The following is a 21,539-nucleotide window of genomic DNA, read 5'->3' on the forward strand; positions in this document are numbered from 1 at the left end:
CTTTCGGCCGGCGCTTCTCCGCCACTATTCGGGGCGCCTACGGCGCTGAACGGACAAAGGCCTCGCTTCGGCCCCGCCCCTGCGGGCTGGGCTTGCGCTCGGGCTCGTGGTCAACGCAGGAATTGCGTGTACCAGGGCATGGCCACTTCCAGCCCCTGCACGATGTCGTGCAAGGGCTCGTATCCCAGCAACTGCCGCGCCTTGCTGATGTCGGCCTGCGAATGGCGCACGTCGCCGGCGCGGAAATCGCCGTGCACCGGCTGCTTGTCGTAGACGATGCCGTTGTTGGCCAGCGCCCGGGCGAGATATTCGAACAGTTCGTTCAGGCTGGTGCGTGCGTTGTAGGCCACGTTGTAGACCTGGTTGACGCCCTCGGGCTGCGCCAGCGCAGCCAGCAGATTGGCCTGCACCGCGTTCTCGACGAAACAGAAGTCGCGGCTGGTCTCGCCGTCGCCGTTGACGACCACGTCCTCGCCGCGGATCATGGCCGCCACCCACTTGGGGATCACCGCCGCATACGCGCCGTTGGGGTCCTGGCGCTTGCCGAAGACATTGAAGTAGCGCAGGCCTATGCTGCCGAAGTCGTAGGCGCGCGCGAACACGTCGGCATACAGCTCGTTGACGTACTTGGTGATGGCATAGGGCGACAGCGGACGGCCGATGCGGTCCTCGACCTTGGGCAGGTCGGGATGATCGCCATAGGTCGAGCTGGAAGCGGCATAGACAAAGGCTTTCACCTTGGCGTCGCGCGCCGCCACCAGCATGTTCAGGAAGCCGCCCACGTTCACGTCGTTGGTCGTGATGGGATCGGCCAGCGAGCGCGGCACGGAGCCCAGCGCCGCCTGGTGCAGCACGAAATCGACGCCGTCCACCGCCTTGCGGCAAGTGTCCAGGTCGCGGATGTCGCCCTCATGGAAAGTGAAACGCGACCACTGCTCGGCCGACACAGTCTGGCGCACCTCGTCCAGGTTGTATTGATGTCCGGTGGCGAAGTTGTCCAGCCCGACCACCTTCTGGTCGAGCGCCAGCAGGGTTTCGAGGATGTTGGAGCCGATAAAGCCGGCGCAGCCTGTCACCAGCCACGTGCGGGGCGTCGTGCGCAGGCTGGCCATCAATTCCTGGTAACGGGTACTCATATGCAATGAACCTTCGATGAAGTTTGTCTGCCCGCCCCTGCGGCGGGCAGTTCGCGCTGCGCGCGCCCGGCGCCGCTACAGGCGCAAATCGGATTCCCCGGCCGGAAGCACGTACTTCAGATCGTACAGGACATGTTCCGGACGGCCCAGGGCGCGCAGCGCCGCCGCGCCCATATCGGCAAATTGCTCGTGCGCCACCGCCAGTATGATGCCGTCGTAGGCGCCCGGCGCCGGCTCCGACACCGGCGTAATGCCGTATTCGTGCTGCGCCTCGGCGGCCTCGACCCACGGGTCGTAGACATCCACCTCGATGTTGTACTCGCCCAGCTCGCGCACGATGTCGACCACGCGGGTATTGCGCAGATCGGGGCAGTTTTCCTTGAACGTCAAGCCCATCACCAGCACGCGCGAGCCCTGCACCTGGATGCGCCGCTTGGTCATGGCCTTTACCAGTTGCGACACCACGTAGCCGCCCATGGAATCGTTCAGCCGGCGCCCGGCCAGGATGATCTCGGGGTGATAGCCGATGGCCTGGGCCTTGTGCGTCAGGTAGTAGGGATCCACGCCTATGCAGTGGCCGCCCACCAGGCCGGGACGGAAAGGCAGGAAATTCCATTTGGTGCCGGCCGCTTCGAGCACGGCCTGGGTGTCTATGCCCATCTTATTGAAGATCAGCGCCAGCTCGTTGATGAGCGCGATGTTGACGTCGCGCTGCGTGTTTTCGATGACCTTGGCGGCTTCGGCCACGCGGATCGAGCTGGCCTTGTGGGTGCCGGCGACTATGATCTCGCGGTACAGCGCATCGACCAGTTCGGCGGTCTCGGGCGTCGAGCCCGAGGTCACTTTCTTGATGGTCGAGACGCGGTGCGACTTGTCGCCCGGGTTGATGCGCTCGGGGCTGTAGCCGGCGTAGAAATCCTGGTTGTAGCGCAGGCCCGACATGCGTTCCAGCACCGGCACACATACTTCTTCGGTGGCGCCGGGATACACCGTGGATTCATAGACGACCACGTCGCCGCGCTTCAGGACCTTGCCTATGGTCTCGCTGGCGCGCACCAGGGGCGTGAGATCAGGCTGCTTGTACTCGTCTATGGGAGTGGGCACGGTAACGATGAACACATTGGCGCGGGCCAGTTGCTCGGCATCGTCGGTAAAGCTCAGGTGCTTGGCCTGCGCCAGTTCGGCGCCGTCGACTTCCAAGGTATGGTCGCGCCCTTCTCGCAGCTCGGCAATACGGCGGGCATTGATGTCGAAGCCCAACACCGGCCGCTTCTTGCCGAATTCGACCGCCAGGGGCAGGCCCACGTAGCCCAGCCCGACCACCGCAAGGTTCACGTCTTGAATTTGCAACTTGAATCTCCCACGCATTGCGCTAAAAAAGAAGTACTGCCTGCCGGCCTCGGCCCCGTACCCTACAGTTTAATGAAAGGCTAGCTGAAAGGGGGGCCGGCCGAAGAAACCAGACGTCTCGTGTGTTTCATTTTGACGGCGCCGGCGGCGCGCGGCATCTGTCGCCGCGGCCCGGAACCTGTATGGCGCCCTCTGCTACTTGCCGTGCTTGTGGTGCTCGCGGCCCAGCGACGGCAGCAGCAGCCACGCCGGGCGGCGCCACGACACGAGCCGCGAATACAGCCAGATGTACACCAACGAGAAAACCAGCAGGCTGGCGCATAGCGCCCAGGCGTTGTCCCACCAGATGGTGGCCGGCACCAGGCCGATCAGCGTCAGCACCCACAGGTAGGGCGAGGCCATGGCATTGCAAAGCGCCGGCACGGCGTGGCGGCTGTCGCGGCTGAAAGTCACCCGCACCAGCCGCCGGAACACCAGTTGATGCAAATGCAGCGCATCGGGCTGGTCGACCGGCGTGCCGCGCTTGAAGCGCCGGCGCCAGATCGAGAACAGGGTTTCGAAGACCGGGTAGAACAGCACCGCCAGCGCGTAAAAGGGCGAGACGCTGGGGTTGCGCACGACCAGTTGCACCGCCAGTTCGGCCAGCATGAAGCCCAGGAAATACGCGCCGCCGTCGCCCAGGAAGACCCGGCCGAAGGGAAAATTCCAGACCAGGAAACCCAGGGTGGCCGAGGCCAGCGCCGCGGCGATCAGAAAGATGGGAATGTCCTGCACTTGCAGGGCCACCAGGGCCAGGGACAGGGCCATCAAGGTCGCCACCATGCCGGCGAGCCCGTTCATGCCGTCGACTATATTCAGCGCGTGCGTGCAGCCGCCCACCGCCACCATGGTGAAGATCAGGGAAATCGGCCAGAAGCCCAGTATCCAGTCTATGGGCCACAGCCCGACCCGGGACACCCCGCCCAACAGCCACCACGCGATGGCCGCGGACACGAAAGCCGCCAGCAGGCGCTTGCCCGAGCCTATGTCCTTGGTGATGTCTTCGAGCAGGCCGGCCACGAACACCGGCAGCGCGGCCACGAACAGCACCGGCCACAACCACGTGAGGGTCATGTTCTTGGGCCCCAGCACCAGCAGCCCGGCCAGGCTGCCGGCCAGCACCGCCAGCCCGCCCACCCGCGGCGTCGGGCGCGAATGCGAGGCCTGGATCTTGTGCAGATCGGAATCGCCCGTAAACGCGCCATGCCAGCGCTCTGATGCCACGATCAGGCCGCCGATGGTGAATGCCACGATACAGATATACAGCCAGCTCACTGTATCCCAGGTTTGATGCGAGGCCACGGCCCCCCCATACACGGTAGAGAACTTCATATTATCGGACGTATTTGTAACACGCCGGGAAGCCCCCTCGGGAAAAATGCAACAAAAAAAACGCCGGCCTTCCGGCGCCGCGACGGCCCTGGTCCGCGAGATTTTCGGCCGCTATCGGGCCACGCCTGAAAAAAAAGAAAAAAAAGCCCGAGATCTTGCGATCTCGGGCTAAATCCACCAAAGGAGGAGGGTGGAGGAGACAACCGTGGCATGTCGGGCTACGAAAGCATTGCTACTTGCTTGAGACCGCGCGATTCGAGTTCCTATCGGGTTTTCCTCTACAATCGCGTTTCGACATCCGATAACTAAAGTATATAGCGTTTTTTTGTGCAATGCAAGATCTATCCGGAAAAAAATCGATATCCGCGTACCGTGTTGCTTTTTTCCATCATCAAGGGCTTGCACACCCAAAAAAGCCTGAATCAATATAACAATTAATTACAAATCAAGCCTTTAGCCGACGCAGCAGACCAGGCCGCGCCGGGCCCGGCCCCTCACAAACGATACGCGGTGGTAGTCATGATCTTGGCCATGCCCCGCATGCCCAGGCGTGCCGGCAGCGGCAGCGGCCGGCCGCCATGCTCCTCGGCGGTGGCGCGGTGCTGCGCCTCGTCGTGGCGCATTTGTTCCACGATGCCGCGCGAGCGCGCGTCGGCCGGCGGCAACACGTCGAGGTGCTTCTGCAGGTGCTGCTCGACCTGCGCCTCGGTCTCGGCCATGAAGCCCAGGTTTTTCGCCCTGCCCGCGTAGCCGGCGGCCAGCCCCAGCGAAAACGAGCCCGCATACCACAAGGGATTCAGCCAGCTCGGGCGGCTCTGCAGCTCGTCCAGCCGTTGCCGGCACCAGGCCAGGTGATCGACCTCTTCGGCGGCCGCCCGGCGCAGCACCGCGCGGGCCTGCTCGTCGCGGCAAAATACGGCCTGGCCACGGTACAAGGCCTGGGCGCAGACTTCGCCGACGTGGTTCACGCGCATCAGCCCCGCGGCATGCTTGCGCTCGGCCGCCGATAGCGCGGCATCGTCCGCGGTGGGGTCCCCCACCGCCGGATTGGGCCTGGCAGCCTGCGCGGTGCCGCCCAGCACCTGCAAGGCGCGCCCGCACTCGGCGAGCACCGCGTCCAGCAGGCCGGCGCGGCGCGAGAGGGGCGCCACCGCGGGAGCCGAGATTTCTTGATCAGTCATGATTGTTCCGTCCTTGCTTGGGTCATGTCCGCCGGCGCTTGTCCGCTCTCGGCGAACTCGGCCGCTTTTCATCGCTCGGGCCGTCGAACAGCCAGCGCCAGTAGCGTGCCAGGCACGCCAGCGGCAGCAGTATCGACAAGGCTACCAGCCCGCGTCCCGCAATCACCTGATCGCCCGCCAAATAGAAATTGCACAAACGCGTCGTGTCGTTCTGGTACAGCAAGCCCACTACTGCGGCCATCCAGCAGAAGCCGCCGAGAAAAAACAGCTTGACCACCATATTGGCTCTTCGGAGCGAGTCAAGCAGTATCATCCCCAATACAAATAGCACAAAAAATTTCATGGCCTGGGCCCACCAATAGGCCTGGACCTGGTCCAGGGCCTTGGGGATCATCCAGTAGGCGCCGGCAAGGCTGGCCAGCAACAGGCCAGGCACGCCGAATTCGTCGAAGCGCCGCCAGGACCGCAGCAGCCAGCCCTGGCAGCCATCGGGACGACCGGCCAGCGCATGGTTCGTGCACATCCCGGCGCACAAGATCAGCGGAATATGCACGAACATGTGCAAGGCCATGGACGAGGTCAGCGGCCCCAGGAACAACAGCGCAAGCAGCAGCAACCCCGCGCTGGCCAGCGCGGGACGCCGCCACGCGGCGCCGATGGCTGTCGTGCGGCCGCTCATCGAGCGCCTCCGCCGCTACGCGGCGCCCCAGCCAAGACAGCCATCTTGCCGACGGCATGGGCCGCTGCAGCATGGGTTCCTGCAGCATGGGTTCCTGCAGCATGGGTTCCTGCAGCATGGGTTCCTGCGGCATTGCCTCCGGTATTGCGCGCGGCCTGCGCCACCGCGGCTGCGAGGGCCTCGTCGGGCGCGTCATAGTCGACCACGCGCGCAAGACGGCCGTCGGCGGTCACCACGTGCAAGGCGGCATTATGCACGAACTGCCCCAAGGGGGCCGGCACCACCACAATGCCGAAGGTGTCGAGCAGCTCGCGCCGCTGAGCCGCGTCGGCCAAGCCGGCAAACCGCCACAGTTGCGGGTCGGCATGCAGGCTCTGGGCATAGCGCGTCAGTTCGTCCGCGGTGTCGGCAGGATCGAAGCTGATGCTCAGCAAACGCACGCGATCGGACAGGCCGCGGCGCAGCACCTCCGCCTGCAGTTGCTGGAACTCGGACCCCAGGGCCGCACATATGGAAATGCAGCGCGTATAGACGAAATCGACGATGGCAACGCGCCCGTCGCTGCGCAGCCAGCTCAGCAGCGAGGCCCTGGCTCCGGATTCCAGGACCACGGGCGCATCGGGCAAGGGGCGCGGATGGCGCTCCACGGCCAGGCGGCGCGCGGATTCGGAGGTGACGACCTCAAAGCCGTCGGTCTGCGCATAAATGGCGCTCAGGCCGAGCAGGCACACCAGCAGCAGCGCGGCGACGAGTTTCATGGCCGTGCCTGATGCCCGGCTGCAACCAGGGCGACAGCCGCCGCGGCGCGCGCAAGGCGGCCGGGCTCATTGCAGCCGCGAGCGGCACCAGGCCCTCGCGGCGCGCCGATGTCAACGCATGGCATCCAGTTCGGCATCGCCATTCCAGGGCTTGTCGTGAGCCTTGGTCTCGTCACGCTCTTTCTTGACCAGCGCCGCGTCCACGGGCGTAGCGTGGTTGCCGAAGCTGGTGCGCACATGCGTGAGCACCGCGGCGATTTCCTGGTCGCTGAGCTTGTCCTTGAATGTCGGCATCTGGCCGTTGTACTTGGCGCCCTTGACGGTCAGCGTGCCGGTGACCCCATGCAGCACGATGCGCGCCATGACCTCGGCCTTGCCGTCGACCCACTCGGACCCGGCCAGCGGCGGGAACACGCCCGGCAGGCCGGTGCCGGTGGCCTGGTGACAGGCCACGCACTGCGATGCATAGATCTGCGCCCCATCGACCTTGCCGCCCGCGGCTTTCGCGACGACGAAGTCGGCGGCGACGCGATGGTCGCCCAGGCTGGGGTCGCTGCTTTGCGGCGTCACCCAGAGGTAGCGCACCGCCGCCAGGAAGACCACCGCCACCACCGCGATGACCGCCCAGGGTATGGGCCGCCTGCCTTCGGAAGGCTCAGGCATTTCGCGCTCTTGCGCGTCCGTATCATGTTCAGCCACTGTGCTTCTCCTTGTCCTGCGGGGCCCTGCCCCATCGATTCCGCCGGACGATCATTTGCCTTGCGTCAGCTCGTTCTTGATCGGGTAGGTGTGATCGAGCGACAACAGGTACGTGACCAGGTCCAGCGCCTCGGGCCTGGCCACCACGACTTCGCCCGGCGGCGCATAGCCGGGAGGCAGGTTCACCACGCGGTCGCCCGGATCGGCTTTCGCCTTGACATCGAACAGGAACGGGTACGAAGGCATGATGCTGCCCGGCGTATAGGCGCGCGGCTGGTACAAGTGGCCGAGGTTCCAGTCGGCGCTGGGCTGGCGCGCGCCGATGTTGAACAGGTCGGGGCCGGTGCGCATGGTGCCCAGCAGCGGCGGCGAATCGTAGTAGTAATCGCCCGCCACCGGCGCGCGTCCCCAGCCGCGCTTGAAGTCGGCCGGCGTCTGCGCCTGGCTGCGCGGCTGCTGCGAATGGCAGTACAGGCAGCCGTTGGCGATGTATACCTCGCGGCCGCGCAGTTCGGCTGCGGTGTAGGGTTTCAGCCCGGGCGACGCCTTGACGTCGTCCAACTGCATATAAGGCATGATCACCAGCGTTGCGGTGGCCAGCGCCAGGGTCACCATGGCGCCGCTGAGCAGCTTGACTTCGCTTTCCATGGTCAGGCTCCTTGAGTGGCGGCGATGGCGCTCTTGTGGAACAAGGCGGGCCCGATACGGGCCGGCCCATAGCGCAACGCCATCGCGACGAAATGGAAGGCGAACACCAGGTGACCCAGGGTCATGATGCCGCCGCCCACGCTACGCGCTTCGAGATAAGGGATGGTGACGCGCACCGAATCCATGAAGGGCTTGGCCGGATCGAGCATGTCCAGCCCCTGCAGGACGCCGCCTATGGTCAGGCCGACGAAATAAATGGCGAAGCCTATGACCACCAGCCAGAAATGCAGCGCAATCAGCCGCGGATAGGGCCATTCCCAGGACATGACGCGAGGCATGACGAAATACATGGCACCGAACATGGTCAGGGTGAAGAAGGCGTACAGGCCCAGGTGGGCGTGGGCCACGGTGAAGTGCGTGAAATGGGTAATGGTGTTGATGCTGCGCAAGGCCTCGAACGAGCCCTGCAGCGAGCTGAGCGTGTACATCATGCCGCCCAGGACGATGAAGCGCAGCGTCGGCGAATAGATCAGTGTCTTGAAGTGGCCGCGCATCGTCAGGTGCTGATTGACCGAGAAGGCGATCACCGGCACGATCATCATGATGCTCTGGACGATGGACAGCGTGACCAGCCAGCCGGGCACCGGGCTGCCGATGAGATGGTGGCCGCCCACCTGTCCGTAGAAAAAGGCCAGCGCCCAGAAGCCCAGCAGCGACAGGTTGTAGGACTGGATCGGGCGGCCGATGATCTTGGGCAGGAAATAATAAATGGTGGCCAGCGCGATGGGGGTGTAGTAGAGCCCCAGCACGTTGTGCCCGTACCACCAGTTCATCGTGGCCTGCTCCATGCCGAAGTGCAGGCCGGGCATCTTGGCCACCAGGTACAGCACCGGGAACCAGAACAGCGCCGCGCCCATGTACCAGATCGATACGTACAGGTGCTTGACGCGCCGGTTCTGCAGCGTATAGACCAGCGGCAGGGCGATCAGCGCCCCGCCGGCCACCAGCAGGATGCTGATCTGCCAGGGGATTTCCAGCCACTCCAGGCCCGAGTTGAAGCCGGCGGCGATGCTGCCCAGGCCGGCGATCAGGCCGGCGTTCCAGAGCATGCAGCCCAGCAGCGCGAAGCGGCCGCCCACCAGCTCGGTCTTCAACAGCCGCGGGATGGTCCAGATGGCCACGCCGAAGGCCGCCATCGGACACCAGCCGTAGGCGACGGCGTTCAGGTGCAGGGTGCGCAGCCGGCCGAAGGTAAGCCAGGCCTGGCTGGTGAGGAAATCCGGCTGGTGCAGCTTGATCGAGCTGATCAGGCCGGCGCTCGAGGCGATGATCAGCCAGACTATGGCACAGGACAGGAAAACGAAGGACACCAGCGAGGTCGAGCGGTCGGCCTGCAGCCGTTCTTCCAGCTCTTTGTGCATCAATGCGGCCCGGGCCGGGTCTTCCGGCATCTGGTGCTCGCCGACGGTATCCTGCAGGCTGGCCAGTTGCTGCGGCGTCAGCGCGGGCTCTTCCACCTTGCCGATTTCCCCTTCGGAAAATATGACGCGAGCCGCCGCCGGGTCGCCGTCGAACAGGTTCTTGCGCAGCGACCAGATGAAAATGAACAGGCCAGTGACGGAAATGACGAAAGCTAGCAGTAGCGTGGTGACCGTATCCATGGATATCCAACTCCGAATCGGGCACGGCGGGTAGCGTCTTGCGCAATAAGCGGGCGAGAACGGGGGGAGCTGCTTCCAATGCCGGGCGCGGGTGCATGCGCCGAGCATGTGCGCCCTCCCGCGCAGGCTCAACAGAACTTTTTGCGCCGGTACGAGCCGGCCAGTGCTTTAAAATGGGCCGCTGCTAGTGTAAATCGGTCCACGCCGTAGTGAAGCGATTTCCATAAGCGCAATCCGGATATTCGCGCCCCGGCGCGGCCGCCATCCGGGCGGCGTCCGGCCATACCAACGACGAGGTGAATTGAACATGGAATGCACGGTAGATTGGGGCGGCCCCGAGGGCATGCTGTTCGTGGCCAAGACGGGCAGCGGCCACATCGCGGCCATGGACGGCGCGCCCGACGGCGGCGGCCACAACCTGGCCCCGCGCCCCATGGAAATGCTGCTGGCGGCAACCGGCGGCTGCACCGCCTACGACGTGGTGCTGATCCTCAAGCGCGGCCGCCATGCGGTCAAGGGCTGCCAGGTCAAACTCAGCGGCGAGCGCGCCGCGACCGACCCCAAGGTATTCACCAAGATCCATTTCGCCTTCACCGTCACGGGCACCAATCTGCCGCAGGCCGCGGTGGGGCGCGCCGTGCAACTGTCGCACGACAAGTACTGCTCGGCCTCGGCCATGCTGGCCAAGACCGCCGAGATCACCTGCTCGACCACGGTAGTAGAAGGCTGACGATCCCATGCACCAATACGAAGACTTCATGCGCCATGTCTACGAGCATGGCCAGGCCAAGACAGACCGCACCGGCACCGGCACCCGTTCGGTATTCGGCTACCAGATGCGCTTCGACCTGGCGCAGGGTTTTCCGCTGGTCACCACCAAGAAGCTGCACACCAAGAGCATCTTCATCGAACTGCTGTGGTTCCTGAGCGGCAATTCGAACGTGCGCTGGCTGCAGGAACGCGGCGTCAGCATCTGGGACGAATGGGCCGACGCCCAGGGCGAGCTGGGCCCGGTCTATGGCGTGCAGTGGCGTTCCTGGCCCACGCCCGAGGGCGGCCATATCGACCAGATCAGCCAGGTCATCGAGCAGGTCCGCAAGAATCCCGATTCGCGCAGGCTGATCGTCTCGGCCTGGAACGTCGCCGCCATCCCCGACATGGCGCTGCCGCCCTGCCATGCGTTTTTCCAGTTCTACGTGGCGGCGGGCCGGCTGTCTTGCCAGTTGTACCAGCGCAGCGCCGATATTTTCCTGGGCGTGCCCTTCAATATCGCCAGCTATGCGCTGCTCACGCACCTGGTGGCGCAGCAATGCGACCTGCAGCCGGGCGACTTCGTCTGGACCGGCGGCGACTGCCACCTGTACAGCAACCACTTCGAACAGGCGCAACTGCAGCTCTCGCGCACGCCCTACCCCTATCCGCGCCTGAACATCCGGCGCAAGCCCGCCTCGATCTTCGACTACCAGTACGAAGACTTCGAAGTGCTGGACTACCAGTCGCATCCCCACATCAAGGCGCCGGTCGCCGTCTGAACAGGCCTGCCGGCGAGGCGACCGGTACGGGTTCCGTCCTGCCGGCCGCCTGCCCGCCGGCGGCCCCGCGCCTGGATCCCGCCTCGATGGCCCATCCCTAGCAAAGCCCCCTATGCCCAGTCCTCACGTCAAAATCGTCGTCGCCTACTCGGACAATCGCACCATAGGCCGCGACAATGCCCTGCCCTGGCGCCTGCCGGGCGATCTCGCGCATTTCAAGCAGACCACGCTCGGCCACCCTATCGTCATGGGGCGCAAGACCTGGGAATCGCTGGGCCGGCCGCTGCCGGGACGGCGCAACATCGTCGTCAGCCGCCAGCCGCACTTCGCCGCGGCGGGAGCCAGCGTCTTCGGCTCGCTCGCCGAGGCCCTGCGCGACTGCGCGGATGAAGACAGCATCAGCATCATCGGCGGGGCGCAAATCTACAGGCTGGCGCTGCCGCTGGCCGACGAGATCGTGGCCACCGAAGTGCATGCCGAGGTCGAGGGCGATGCCCATTTTCCGCCCATCGAAGCGGGCGAATGGCAAGAAACGCAGCGGCTCGCGCAGCAGCCCGAGAACGGCTACGCCTATGATTTCGTGACCTACCGCCGGGTGGCGCCGGGCCTTACGCCGCCGCCCCCACGCGGCGCATGAACTTCCACAGCAAGGGATCGAGCGAGTAGGCCACGTTGAAGCGCAGCCAGCCCGCGTCGGCGCCGGCCGGGTCGAAATAGCCGCCGGGCGCGAGCCAGATGCCGTCGCGCAAGGCGATTTCGGCCAGCCGCGCCGCGCCCCGTTCGCGCCACCGGCCGGCCGGACGCGCCCACAGGAACAGCCCGGCGCCGGGCCGCGCGAAAACCTCGAAGCCGTGGCTGTCCATCAGCCCGCAAAGCGTCTCGTGGGCTTCGCCCAGGCGATCGCGCACACGCGCCAGGTGCGCCTGGTGACGCCCCTGGCGCAGCACCTGGTAGACCATGCGCTCGAGCATCTCGGCCGGCGTCAGGGACATGGCCATGCGGGTACGCACGAACGCGGTGGCCAGTTCCTGCGCCGCGACGATGTAGCCCACGCGCACCGAGGGCGTGATGCTCTTGGAAAACCCCGATACGTGTACCACCCGCCGGGTACCCGCCAGAGCCAGCAGCATGGGGCCTATGCCCGGCAGCAGGTCGCGCGAGACGTCGTCTTCGATTACCCAGAACCCGTGGCGCTCGGCCACCTGCAGCACCTGGAAGGCATTGGCCATGCTCAGGCTCGCGCCGGTCGGGTTATGCAGCACCGTATTGACGAACAGCCCCTTGACGCTGCGCGAGGCCGCCAGCCGCTGCAAGGTGTCTATGCACAGGCCCTCGGCGCTGCGCGGCACGCCCAGGATTTCCAGCCCGGCCAGGCGCAGGCACGGCAACAGGTTGGCGTAACAGGGCAGTTCCACCAGCACGACGTCGCCGGCGCGAAACAGCGTGCGGATGACGATATCCAGCGCCTGGGTGGCCCCCTGGGTCAGTACGATCTGGGACGGCTGCGCGGTCACGCCGCGTTCGGCCAGCACCTGCAGCATATGCTCGCGCAAGGGCGCATAGCCGTATGGATGGCCATAGCCCGCGATCTGCGCCGCGGGCACGCGCGCCAGTTGGCGCAGGGACTGCTGCAGGCCGGCCTCGTTGAGCCATTCGGACGGCAGCCAGCCGCAGCCGGACTTGATCGGGATGGAGTGATCGGCGAATACGTCGGCCAGCAGCCACGATTCGCCCATCTTGGGCGGCCGCCACGGCGCGTCGGCTGCCGCCGGGCGCGCGGCAGCCCGCGACGCCACGCGGTAGGCCGAGCCTGGCCGAGCCGCCAGCCAGCCCTGTGCCACCAGCCTGCCGTAGGCGGCGGCCACCGTGAAAGTGCTCAGGCCATGTGTGCGCGCGAACTGCCGCACCGAAGGCACGGCCATGCCGGGACGCAGCAACTGGCTTTCCATGGCCGCCTGCAGGGCCTGCGCCACCTGGTCCACCAGCGTGGGCGCGCCCTTGCCGCGCAAGGGCTGGAAGAACATCATGGCAGTCATGGCGCATTACCTGTACGGTTTTCTGAATTCTACCAATACAGTTATGGAAATATTGGATTACTGTATATTTCCATGCCCCGTGCGCCTGACGAGAATATGAGTCCACAGGCGGCCATGACCGCCGGCAGGCCGGCGCCGGCCTGCCCCGGAACCATGCCGCCCGCTTTTTTTCGCGTAACGCAAACCTCAAAAAGCCAAGCAGAGAGCAAACATGAGCAGCCCGACTCCCCTTCCCGACATGTCGCATATGTGGATGCCGTTCACGGCAAACCGCCAGTTCAAGGAACAACCCCGCCTGCTGGCCAAGGCCAAAGGCATGTACTACACCTCGCACGACGGGCGCCGCATCCTGGACGGCACTTCGGGCCTGTGGTGCGTGAACGCCGGACACGGGCGCGAGGAAATCGTCGAGGCCATCGCGCGCCAGGCGGCCGAGCTGGACTACGCGCCCAGCTTCCAGATCGGACACCCCGACTCGTTTCGCGCCGCCAGCGCCGTGGCCGAGATCATGCCCGCCGGGCTGGACCGCATCTTCTTCACCAATTCGGGCTCTGAATCCGTCGACACCGCGCTGAAGATCGCGCTGGCCTATCACCGCGCCCGCGGCGAAGGGCAGCGCACGCGGCTCATCGGCCGCGAACGCGGCTACCACGGCGTGGGATTCGGCGGCATTTCGGTAGGCGGCATCGCCCCCAATCGCAAGGCCTTTTCGGGCGCACTGCTGCCCAGCGTGGATCACCTGCCCCATACCCACGACCTGGCCCACAACGCCAATTCGCGCGGCCAGCCCGAATGGGGCGCGCACCTGGCCGACGAGCTCGAACGCCTGGTCGCGCTGCACGACGCCTCGACCATCGCCGCCGTCATCGTCGAACCCATGGCGGGGTCTACAGGCGTGCTGATTCCCCCCAAGGGGTACCTGGAACGGCTGCGGGCCATCACCGAAAAATACGGCATCCTGCTGATCTTCGACGAAGTCATCTGCGCCTACGGGCGCCTGGGCGCGGCCACGGCCAGCGAGCGGTTCTCGGTGACGCCCGATATCATCACCATGGCCAAAGGCATCAGCAACGCCAGCGTCCCGGCCGGCGCGGTCGCCGTCAAGCGCGGGGTTCACGACACGATCGTGGACGCCACGGCCAGCGGCATCGAGTTCTTCCACGGCTACACCTACTCGGGCCACCCGCTGGCCACCGCGGCCATCCTGGCCACGCTGGACATCTACAAGCGCGAACAACTCTTCAAGCGCGCCGCGGGCCTGTCCGACGCCTTCGAGCGCGCCGCCCACCAGTTGGAAAGCGCGAACCACGTGCTCGACGTGCGCAATCTCGGCCTGGTCGCCGGCATCGAACTGCGGCCGCGCGACGGGGCGCCGGGCGCCCGCGCAGCCGAGGTGTTCCGCCACTGCTTCGACAAGGGCGTGATGCTGCGCTATACCGGCGATACCCTGGCGATCTCGCCGCCGCTGATCATCGAGGAAAGCCAGATCGCCGAAATCTTCGACGCGATCGGACAGGCGCTGCGGACGGTGCAGTAAGCAGGCCCGCGACCAGGCAAGCGGCGGCGGACCTGCGCCGCCGGCTTGCGCGAAGCAGCGCCCCGCATATATCCGCGGCGGCGGCAGGCCGATAGGTTTACGCGGCGGCGACGCTTCGGGCTCTAGGCTTCGGGCTCTAGGCTTTGAGCTTCAGGCTTCAGGACAGTATGTCGGACCAGATGGCGCGGGCCCAGCTCGCGCCGTCGCGCGCCTCGCGCGCACTGGGTTCGCGCGACACGCCCCCCGACCCCGGCACAGTAAGCATGGTGCGCTGCTGCGCATCGTAGCGATGCACTGTCGCCACATGCATGGCCAGTTCGGGGTTCAGGAAGCTGTAGCAGGTGTTGGCATAGGTCGGCCCGGCGTCCACCGGCCGGCCTGCCTGCAGCGCGATGATGGCCGCCGCGCAGGTCTTGCCGTGCTGGCTCGCCATATGCCCCGACTTGGGCATGATAGGCGCGATCTGTATGGCGTCGCCCAGCACATGCACGCCCGGCGCGACGATAGACTCGAAAGTCAGGAAATCCACCTCGCACCAGCGGCCGTTGGCAGTGGCCAGCCCCGCCGCCACCGCCACGTCGCCCGCCCGCATGGGCGGAATCAGGTTCACGACGTCGGCCGTCTCGCGCTCGCCGAACTCGAAGATCAGGGCGTTTTCTGCCGGATCCACGTCCACCGCCTTGAATTCCGGCGTGTATTCGACCGTGCCGGGATAGAGTTCCCGCCAGGCCCGCTTGAACTGCGCGCTTTCCGAGGTGACATCCGAGTTCGCATCGAAAACATGGACCTTGGCGCGAGGCTTGTGCTTTTTGAAATACGACGCAACCAGGCAGGCCCGCTCGTAGGGCGCAGGCGGGCAGCGATAAGGCGCCTCGGGGATGGCAATGATGTAGCGGCCGCCGTCCGGCATGGCCTGCAATTGCGCACGCAGCGCCGCCACCTGCGCGCCACCGCGCCATGCGTGCAGGATGCGCTCGCGGGCGCGAGCATCGGCCATGCCCGGGATGTGGTCCCACATGAAATCTATGCCCGGCGACAGCACCATGCGGTCGTAGTCGATGACGGCGCCGCTTTCGAGGCGCGCGCGGCGCGCGGGCACGTCGATGTCCCGCACCCGGTCGCGCACGATGCGCACGCCGTCGCGCGCTTGCAGCGCGGCATAGGACAGCGTGATGTCGGCCATGTCCCAGGCCCCGGCCAGCACCAGGTTGGACATGGGCGCGGAAGCGAATTCGGCCTGCGGCTCGACCAGCGTGACCCGCAGGCGGCCGCCGCTCCACATGCGCAGATAGCGCGCAGCCGTGGCGCCGCCATAGCCGCCGCCGACCACCAGTATGTGTCCATCGCTGCTGCCGGCCGCCCGCGCCAGGCCCGGCGCGGCCAATATGGCGCAGGCGCCCGCGCCGCGCAGAAATTCGCGCCGCTTCATCATGGCGCCTCCGGTTTCAGTCCGGCGTACCACTGCGCGATCAGGGCCAGCGTACGCGCGTCGTATCCGCGGGCAATCTGCCCCATGAGCTCACCGGTCCCGGCGTGCGCCGCATAATCGCGCATGGCTCGCTCGATGCGATCGGCCGGCATGCCCGCCAGGCGCGGGATCCGCGACCCCGGCACCGGCCGCGCCGCGCCATGGCAAGTCACGCATGTGGCTGCTCGCAGCGCCCCGGTCGACGGCATATCGATACCGTCGGCAGTCGACGCCGCGCCCTCTGCCCAAGCCGAGGCGGCCAGGGCCATCCCCAGCAGCGCGGCCCCGGCTACGCGCAACGGTTTACGAGCAGGCGTTCGGCTCTGCATAGGTCCTCCGGCGTATTGATATTCAGGAACAGGCCCTCGCGTTCGGGGAAGTCCACGACGACAGAGCCTTGCCGGGCCTGCCATTGCTGCACCTTGCGCCCGCCGCCGCGCAGGAAGCCGCGCAAGCTGTCGAGCAGGTCCCGGTGCAGCAGCATGCACAGCGGCTGCGGGCCGCCGCAGCTCGCATGGGCGAGCCGCGCGGCGGGCGCGTCCGCCACAGCCTGCGCCAGGCCCGAGGCCAGGTCGGGCGGCAGCAGCGGCACGTCCACGGGCAGCACCAGCAGCCAAGGGGTATCGATGCGCTCCAGCGCGCCGGCCACGCCCGCCAGGGGCCCGGGCTGGGCTCCGAATTCCGGTCCGTCGGCAAGCACGGCGCCGTAGCGCGCGTAGTCCGATGCATGCCGGTTGGCGCTGATCCAGACCGCCTCGACCCTGGGCCGCAAATAACGGCAGGCATGCTCCACGAGAGGCATTCCGCCGAGCTCCAGCAAGCCCTTGTCCACGGGCTCGGCGCCGGGAGCGCGCATCCGGCTCGCCTGGCCTCCGGCCAGCACCAGGCCGCTGGTCGCTGCGCCGGACTTCATCCTCCGATGTAGCTCATTTCGATTTTCTTGTGCTGCGCAGCCGCACTGCCGCGCAACTCGGAATAGTGGTCGTCGCGCCCACGCCAGATGGCCGCGATGCGCTGCGCGAGTTGTTCGTCGGTGGCGCCGCTGCGCAGCAGCGCGCGCAGGTCGTGCCCCTGCGACGCGAACAGGCACAGGAACAGCTTGCCCTCGGGCGAAAGACGCACGCGGGTACAGTCGCCGCAGAACGGCTGCGACACGCTGGTGATGATACCGATCTCGCCCGCGCCGTCGGCATAGCGCCAGCGTCCGGCCACCTCGCCGCGATAGCCGCTGGCCACGGGTTCGAGGGGAAACTCGGCGCCGATGGCGCGCAGGATTTCGGCGCCCGTCATGACTTCTTTCATGTTCCAGCCATTGGTGCCGCCCACGTCCATGAATTCGATGAAACGCAGCACATGCCCCGAATGGCGGAAGTGGCGCGCCATGGGCACTACCTGCCCATGGTTCACACCCTTGCGCACCACCATATTGATCTTGACCGGCGCCAGCCCGACCCGCGCCGCCTCGTCGATGCCGCGCAATATGGTCTTGACGCTGACCTGGCTGTCGCTCATGCGCTCGAACATTTCATCGTCGAGCGCGTCCAGGCTGACGGTGACCCGGCTGAGCCCCGCGTCTTTCAGGGCTTGCGCCTTCTTGGCCAGCAGCGTGCCGTTGGTGGTGAGGGTGATGTCCACCGGCCGGCCCTCGGGCGTGCGCAATGGCGCCAGCATCGCGACCAGGATCTCGAGGTTCTTGCGTACCAGGGGCTCGCCGCCGGTCAGGCGGATCTTGCGTACGCCCAGGTCGACGCCGATGGAGGCCACGCGCGCGATCTCCTCGAAGGTAAGCAAGGCCGCGTGCGGCATGAAGCTGTAATTGCCGTCGAAGATCTCGCGCGGCATACAGTATGTGCAGCGGAAATTGCAGCGGTCCGTGACCGAGATGCGCAAGTCGCGCAAAGGCCTGCGGCGCGTATCGAGCAAAGCCTCTCCCGGCGGCGCGCCGGCCGCGCGCCGCAAGGACTCGCGATGTTCTGTGAGGGAAACGACTTTGCTCAACTATGTATTCTCCTGTCGCTGCGCGGCCTGCTTCATCGAGGCGGGGCGCGCGCCTTCCGGGCCGACACGACTGCCTGGCTGCGTTCCTGCCGCTGCGCGATACCCTTCGCAAGAAAGGGAGCGCAACCTCCGGTCGACCGCGCTCATGCGACTATCATAAACCACTTGTAGCAGGCTTTTTCAGGGCCGCCCAGGATTCGCCCAGCGCCTCTTCCAGGGTCTGGACTTGCCCCATCAGCGTCGAATCGTAGCCTACCAGCTCGGCGACATATTGCTGGTACTCAGGGCCGCACATCAGGCTCAACAGGCGCTCCATGGCCGGAGTGCCGAGGCTGTCGCGATGCACGGCAAAGAAGTAGCGCTCCCTGACCAGCGGAATGAACGCCAGGCCGCAGCGCCAGGCCGCAGTTTCCACGCCTATGCCCACATCGGCCATGCCGCTGGCGATGTGCGCCGCAATCGCCATGTGCGTGAATTCGCTGCTGTCGTAGCCCTGGATCTGCGAGGGCTCGATGCCCAGCCGCGCAAGCATCAGGCCCACCAAATAGCGCGTGCTGGAGCCGATCTGGCGATTGACGAAACGCACATCCGGATTGAGCAGGTCGGCGACGCTGCGTATGTGCTTGGGATTGTCGGGCTGCACGAACAAGCCGGTATTGCGCACCGCCAGATGGACCAGGCAATGCCTGGAAGAATCCAGCCACTGGCTGTAGCGCTGCAGGATCGGCAACTCGAAATCGCCCACCGGCAACTGGAAGCCGGCCAGATCGCATTCGCGCCGGTCGAGCGAGGCCAGGGCCTCTATGGCCGTGCGGTAGCGCAATTCCAGGGGCGACATGTGCATGCCATTGGCCAGGCGCATCAAGCCCTCGACCGCGAAACCGTGGCTGGCATGCAAGCGCAGATGCGGCTGGTTCTCGGGATAGAGCCGCCCGAGCTCTTCCTCGAGTTCCGAGGCCATGCTTTCCAGCGTAGGCATGAGGCGCGCATCGACGCGGCGATTGGCCCACAGCAGGCGCTGGCCGAACGATGTCAGGCGCGTGCCCTGGCGCCGGTGGGTCTCGAGCAGCTCGGCGCCGAATTCCTGCTCGGCCTTGCGCAATATGCCCCATGCATGGCGATAGGACAGCCCGCAGGCCTTGCAGGCGCCGGCGATATGGCCCATGGTGTCGATGGCGGCAAGCAGCCGCAGCACCTCGCCGAGAGCCAGGATTTCGCCCGTGGGCTTTTCCAGCAGCCACTCCGAATTCAGTCGTGCCTTGAATTTATATGTCATTTATTTCCTATTGAAAAAGCACACGGTCAGAGTAGGATTAGCGCAAATACACAATTCTAATATGCAATCAATAACATAATAAACGGGCTTTTCACAACCCGGCCGATATCACCATATCGAGGACAAGGTCATGCACACTACTCCCGACCATTCCATGGCGGAGCCGCCCGAAGACACCGTGCGGCGAGTCGCGCTGCAGGCGTTGCAGCGCTACGAAGGCCAGCAGGGCAATCTGCTGCCGGTGCTGCATGCCGTCCAGGAAATGCTGGGCTACATACCGGCCGCCGCCGTGCCCGTGCTGGCCGAAGCCATGCAGCTCTCGCGCGCGGAAATCCACGGCGTCATCAGCTTCTATGCCCACCTGCGCGACAAGCCGGCCGGCAAGGTCGTGCTCGAGATCTGCCGCGCCGAGGCCTGTCAGGCCATGGGCGGCGAACGCCTGGCCGAACATGCGCGCCACAGCCTGGGCTGCGACTTCCATGCCACCACGGCCGACGGCCGGGTCACGCTCGAACCCGTGTACTGCCTGGGCCTGTGCGCCCAGTCGCCCTCGGTGATGATAGATGGCCGGCCGCATGCCCGCATGACGGCCGACAAGCTCGACGCACTGCTGCGCGAAAAGGGGGTACGGCCATGACTTCCCCCGTCCGTATCTATGTGCCGCGCGATACCGCCGCGCTGGCGGTGGGCGCCGACGACGTAGTCGAGGCCATCGCGCACGAAGCCGCGGCGCGCGGCGCCGATGTCCAGATCGTGCGCAACGGTTCGCGCGGCCTGCTCTGGCTCGAACCGCTGGTTGAAATCGAAACTCCCGCGGGGCGCTGCGCCTACGGTCCGGTGGCTGCCGGCGACGTAGGCAAGCTGTTCGAGGCCGGCTGGCTTGAAGGCAAGCCGCATCCGCTCGCCCATGGCCTGACCGAAGACATCCCCTACCTGAAAAAACAGGAACGCCTGACCTTCGCGCGCGTCGGCATCACCGATCCGCTGAGCCTCGCCGACTATCGCGCCCACGGCGGGCTGGCCGGCTTCGAGCGCGCCCTGGGCATGCAGCCGGCGGACATCGTCGAAGAGGTCGTGCAGTCCGGCCTGCGCGGCCGCGGCGGCGCGGCTTTTCCCACAGGCATCAAATGGAAGACGGTGCTCGCCACCGAGGCGCCGCAGAAATACATAGTCTGCAATGCCGACGAAGGCGACTCGGGCACCTTCTCCGATCGCATGCTGATGGAAGGCGATCCCTACGCGCTGATCGAGGGCATGGCCATCGCCGGCATGGCCACCGGCGCCACCTATGGCTATATCTACGTGCGTTCCGAATACCCGTATGCCATCGCCACGCTGCAGCAGGCCATCGCCGCAGCGCGCGCCGAGGGCTGGCTGGGCGCCGACATCCGCGGCAGCGGCCGCGCCTTCGACCTCGAAGTGCGCAAGGCGGCCGGCGCCTATATCTGCGGCGAAGAAACCTCGCTGCTGGAAAGTCTCGAAGGCAAGCGCGCCGTAGTGCGCGCCAAGCCGCCGCTGCCGGCCGTCAAGGGCTTGTTCGGCAAGCCCACGGTCATCAACAACGTGATCTCGCTCGCCTCGGTGCCCATCATCCTGGCGCGCGGCGCGGCGTTCTATCGCGACTACGGCATGGGCCGCTCGCGCGGCACCCTGCCCTTCCAGCTTGCGGGCAACATCAAGCACGGCGGCCTGGTCGAAAAGGCCTTCGGGCTCAGCCTGCGCGAGCTGCTCTACGATTTCGGCGGCGGCAGCGCCTCGGGGCGCCCGCTGCGCGCGGTGCAGGTCGGCGGCCCGCTGGGCGCCTACCTGCCCGAATCGCAATGGGACGTGCCGCTGGACTACGAAGCCTACATAGGCATCTCGGCCATGCTGGGCCACGGAGGCCTGGTCGCCTTCGACGACACCGTCGACATGGCGCACATGGCCCGCTACGCCATGGAATTCTGTGCCATCGAATCCTGCGGCAAGTGCACCCCCTGTCGGATCGGCGCCGTGCGCGGCGCCGAAGTGGTCGACCGCATCATCCGCAACGAACAGCGCGAACAACAGGTAGAACTGCTGCGCGACCTGTGCGACACCATGCTGGGCGGCTCGCTCTGTGCGCTGGGCGGCATGACGCCCTATCCCGTGCTGTCGGCGCTGGAACACTTCCCCGAAGACTTCGGCCTGCCGTCTCCCGGCATTTCCACCCGCAAGGCCGCTTAGGGCC

21 protein-coding genes are annotated in these 21,539 nt (G+C 66.1%); 6 read left to right on the forward strand and 15 right to left on the reverse strand.

The window, feature by feature from the left end; translation table 11 throughout:
• Positions 1–110: 110 nt before the first annotated feature.
• The 9 genes from KVP10_RS15005 to KVP10_RS15045 all read right to left on the reverse strand — a co-directional run bounded on the left by KVP10_RS15005 (position 111) and on the right by KVP10_RS15045 (position 9,483).
• Positions 111–1,136 (reverse strand): NAD-dependent epimerase/dehydratase family protein, encoded by a 1,026-nt coding sequence (locus tag KVP10_RS15005; RefSeq protein WP_217965421.1) that lies wholly within the window; start codon positions 1,134–1,136, stop codon positions 111–113.
• Positions 1,137–1,211: 75 nt separating this feature from the next.
• Positions 1,212–2,486: a Vi polysaccharide biosynthesis UDP-N-acetylglucosamine C-6 dehydrogenase TviB gene (gene tviB, locus KVP10_RS15010; protein WP_246600703.1), complete on the reverse strand. Its 1,275-nt coding sequence runs from the start codon at positions 2,484–2,486 to the stop codon at positions 1,212–1,214.
• Between the two features lie 195 nt (positions 2,487–2,681).
• Positions 2,682–3,800: an MraY family glycosyltransferase gene (locus KVP10_RS15015; RefSeq protein ID WP_217965474.1), complete on the reverse strand. Its 1,119-nt coding sequence runs from the start codon at positions 3,798–3,800 to the stop codon at positions 2,682–2,684.
• Positions 3,801–4,351: 551 nt separating this feature from the next.
• Positions 4,352–5,038 carry a 2-polyprenyl-3-methyl-6-methoxy-1,4-benzoquinone monooxygenase gene (gene coq7, locus KVP10_RS15020; RefSeq protein WP_217965423.1) on the reverse strand — a complete coding sequence of 229 codons (687 nt, stop codon included), beginning with the start codon at positions 5,036–5,038 and terminating at the stop codon, positions 4,352–4,354.
• Positions 5,039–5,060: 22 nt separating this feature from the next.
• Entirely contained in the window at positions 5,061–5,717 is a 657-nt protein-coding gene (locus tag KVP10_RS15025; protein WP_217965424.1) for a hypothetical protein, read from the reverse strand.
• A complete protein-coding gene (locus KVP10_RS15030; protein ID WP_217965425.1) occupies positions 5,714–6,475 on the reverse strand; it encodes an SCO family protein in 762 nt (253 codons plus the stop codon). The genes KVP10_RS15025 and KVP10_RS15030 overlap by 4 nt, the downstream gene beginning before the upstream one ends.
• A gap of 111 nt (positions 6,476–6,586) precedes the next feature.
• Positions 6,587–7,174, reverse strand: coding sequence for a c-type cytochrome (locus KVP10_RS15035; RefSeq protein WP_343218749.1), 588 nt, complete (start codon positions 7,172–7,174; stop codon positions 6,587–6,589).
• A gap of 51 nt (positions 7,175–7,225) precedes the next feature.
• Positions 7,226–7,822: a cbb3-type cytochrome c oxidase subunit II gene (locus KVP10_RS15040; protein ID WP_217965426.1), complete on the reverse strand. Its 597-nt coding sequence runs from the start codon at positions 7,820–7,822 to the stop codon at positions 7,226–7,228.
• Positions 7,823–7,824: 2 nt separating this feature from the next.
• Positions 7,825–9,483: a cbb3-type cytochrome c oxidase subunit I gene (locus KVP10_RS15045; protein WP_217965427.1), complete on the reverse strand. Its 1,659-nt coding sequence runs from the start codon at positions 9,481–9,483 to the stop codon at positions 7,825–7,827.
• Between the two features lie 307 nt (positions 9,484–9,790).
• Here KVP10_RS15045 and KVP10_RS15050 point away from each other — a divergent pair, with 307 nt between their 5' ends.
• From KVP10_RS15050 to KVP10_RS15060, 3 genes are all read left to right on the forward strand, one after another.
• Positions 9,791–10,213 carry an OsmC family protein gene (locus tag KVP10_RS15050; RefSeq protein WP_217965428.1) on the forward strand — a complete coding sequence of 141 codons (423 nt, stop codon included), beginning with the start codon at positions 9,791–9,793 and terminating at the stop codon, positions 10,211–10,213.
• Between the two features lie 7 nt (positions 10,214–10,220).
• A complete protein-coding gene (locus KVP10_RS15055; protein WP_217965429.1) occupies positions 10,221–11,015 on the forward strand; it encodes a thymidylate synthase in 795 nt (264 codons plus the stop codon).
• Positions 11,016–11,127: 112 nt separating this feature from the next.
• Positions 11,128–11,652 carry a dihydrofolate reductase gene (locus KVP10_RS15060; RefSeq protein ID WP_217965430.1) on the forward strand — a complete coding sequence of 175 codons (525 nt, stop codon included), beginning with the start codon at positions 11,128–11,130 and terminating at the stop codon, positions 11,650–11,652.
• Here the strand turns inward: KVP10_RS15060 and KVP10_RS15065 are convergent.
• Positions 11,624–13,042, reverse strand: a complete 1,419-nt coding sequence (locus tag KVP10_RS15065; RefSeq protein ID WP_217965476.1) for an aminotransferase-like domain-containing protein — start codon at positions 13,040–13,042, stop codon at positions 11,624–11,626. The two genes, KVP10_RS15060 and KVP10_RS15065, sit on opposite strands and share 29 nt — an antisense overlap.
• A gap of 220 nt (positions 13,043–13,262) precedes the next feature.
• On the opposite strand from KVP10_RS15065, the gene aptA reads away from it, so the two are divergent.
• A complete protein-coding gene (gene aptA / locus KVP10_RS15070; RefSeq protein ID WP_217965431.1) occupies positions 13,263–14,588 on the forward strand; it encodes an omega-aminotransferase AptA in 1,326 nt (441 codons plus the stop codon).
• A 157-nt stretch (positions 14,589–14,745) separates the two neighbouring features.
• On the opposite strand, the gene KVP10_RS15075 is transcribed toward aptA, so the two are convergent.
• The 5 genes from KVP10_RS15075 to KVP10_RS15095 form a co-directional block, all read right to left on the reverse strand.
• The gene (locus KVP10_RS15075; RefSeq protein ID WP_217965477.1) at positions 14,746–16,017 is read right to left on the reverse strand and encodes an NAD(P)/FAD-dependent oxidoreductase; all 1,272 of its coding nucleotides are present in this window, start codon (positions 16,015–16,017) and stop codon (positions 14,746–14,748) included.
• The gene (locus tag KVP10_RS15080) at positions 16,017–16,385 is read right to left on the reverse strand and encodes a c-type cytochrome (RefSeq protein ID WP_217965432.1); all 369 of its coding nucleotides are present in this window, start codon (positions 16,383–16,385) and stop codon (positions 16,017–16,019) included. Before KVP10_RS15080 ends, KVP10_RS15075 begins: the two co-directional genes overlap by 1 nt.
• Positions 16,346–16,969, reverse strand: coding sequence for a molybdenum cofactor guanylyltransferase MobA (gene mobA, locus KVP10_RS15085; RefSeq protein WP_217965433.1), 624 nt, complete (start codon positions 16,967–16,969; stop codon positions 16,346–16,348). Before mobA ends, KVP10_RS15080 begins: the two co-directional genes overlap by 40 nt.
• Entirely contained in the window at positions 16,966–18,054 is a 1,089-nt protein-coding gene (moaA, locus tag KVP10_RS15090; RefSeq protein WP_217965434.1) for a GTP 3',8-cyclase MoaA, read from the reverse strand. Before moaA ends, mobA begins: the two co-directional genes overlap by 4 nt.
• A 154-nt stretch (positions 18,055–18,208) precedes the next feature.
• Entirely contained in the window at positions 18,209–19,330 is a 1,122-nt protein-coding gene (locus KVP10_RS15095) for a substrate-binding domain-containing protein (RefSeq protein ID WP_217965435.1), read from the reverse strand.
• Positions 19,331–19,460: 130 nt separating this feature from the next.
• Between KVP10_RS15095 and KVP10_RS15100 the strand changes: the two genes are divergently transcribed.
• Together KVP10_RS15100 and KVP10_RS15105 are read left to right on the forward strand one after the other, a co-directional pair.
• Positions 19,461–19,967, forward strand: a complete 507-nt coding sequence (locus KVP10_RS15100; RefSeq protein ID WP_217965436.1) for a formate dehydrogenase subunit gamma — start codon at positions 19,461–19,463, stop codon at positions 19,965–19,967.
• Positions 19,964–21,535 (forward strand): formate dehydrogenase beta subunit, encoded by a 1,572-nt coding sequence (locus tag KVP10_RS15105; protein WP_217965437.1) that lies wholly within the window; start codon positions 19,964–19,966, stop codon positions 21,533–21,535. Before KVP10_RS15100 ends, KVP10_RS15105 begins: the two co-directional genes overlap by 4 nt.
• The last annotated feature ends 4 nt before the right edge of the window (positions 21,536–21,539 follow it).

Origin of the sequence: Candidimonas humi (assembly GCF_019166065.1) — a bacterium.
Classification (GTDB): Bacteria; Pseudomonadota; Gammaproteobacteria; order Burkholderiales; family Burkholderiaceae_B; genus Candidimonas; species Candidimonas humi.

Bases quoted from the DNA above. Each gene is read 5' to 3' on its own strand.
- KVP10_RS15005 (WP_217965421.1), bottom strand. From the start codon at position 1,136: ATGAGTACCCGTTACCAGGAATTGATGGCCAGCCTGCGCACGACGCCC.
- coq7 (WP_217965423.1), bottom strand. From the start codon at position 5,038: ATGACTGATCAAGAAATCTCGGCTCCCGCGGTGGCGCCCCTCTCGCGC.
- KVP10_RS15025 (WP_217965424.1), bottom strand. From the start codon at position 5,717: ATGAGCGGCCGCACGACAGCCATCGGCGCCGCGTGGCGGCGTCCCGCG.
- KVP10_RS15030 (WP_217965425.1), bottom strand. From the start codon at position 6,475: ATGAAACTCGTCGCCGCGCTGCTGCTGGTGTGCCTGCTCGGCCTGAGC.
- KVP10_RS15040 (WP_217965426.1), bottom strand. From the start codon at position 7,822: ATGGAAAGCGAAGTCAAGCTGCTCAGCGGCGCCATGGTGACCCTGGCG.
- KVP10_RS15045 (WP_217965427.1), bottom strand. From the start codon at position 9,483: ATGGATACGGTCACCACGCTACTGCTAGCTTTCGTCATTTCCGTCACT.
- KVP10_RS15050 (WP_217965428.1), top strand. From the start codon at position 9,791: ATGGAATGCACGGTAGATTGGGGCGGCCCCGAGGGCATGCTGTTCGTG.
- KVP10_RS15055 (WP_217965429.1), top strand. From the start codon at position 10,221: ATGCACCAATACGAAGACTTCATGCGCCATGTCTACGAGCATGGCCAG.
- KVP10_RS15060 (WP_217965430.1), top strand. From the start codon at position 11,128: ATGCCCAGTCCTCACGTCAAAATCGTCGTCGCCTACTCGGACAATCGC.
- KVP10_RS15065 (WP_217965476.1), bottom strand. From the start codon at position 13,042: ATGATGTTCTTCCAGCCCTTGCGCGGCAAGGGCGCGCCCACGCTGGTG.
- aptA (WP_217965431.1), top strand. From the start codon at position 13,263: ATGAGCAGCCCGACTCCCCTTCCCGACATGTCGCATATGTGGATGCCG.
- KVP10_RS15075 (WP_217965477.1), bottom strand. From the start codon at position 16,017: ATGAAGCGGCGCGAATTTCTGCGCGGCGCGGGCGCCTGCGCCATATTG.
- KVP10_RS15080 (WP_217965432.1), bottom strand. From the start codon at position 16,385: ATGCAGAGCCGAACGCCTGCTCGTAAACCGTTGCGCGTAGCCGGGGCC.
- mobA (WP_217965433.1), bottom strand. From the start codon at position 16,969: ATGAAGTCCGGCGCAGCGACCAGCGGCCTGGTGCTGGCCGGAGGCCAG.
- KVP10_RS15095 (WP_217965435.1), bottom strand. From the start codon at position 19,330: ATGACATATAAATTCAAGGCACGACTGAATTCGGAGTGGCTGCTGGAA.
- KVP10_RS15100 (WP_217965436.1), top strand. From the start codon at position 19,461: ATGCACACTACTCCCGACCATTCCATGGCGGAGCCGCCCGAAGACACC.
- KVP10_RS15105 (WP_217965437.1), top strand. From the start codon at position 19,964: ATGACTTCCCCCGTCCGTATCTATGTGCCGCGCGATACCGCCGCGCTG.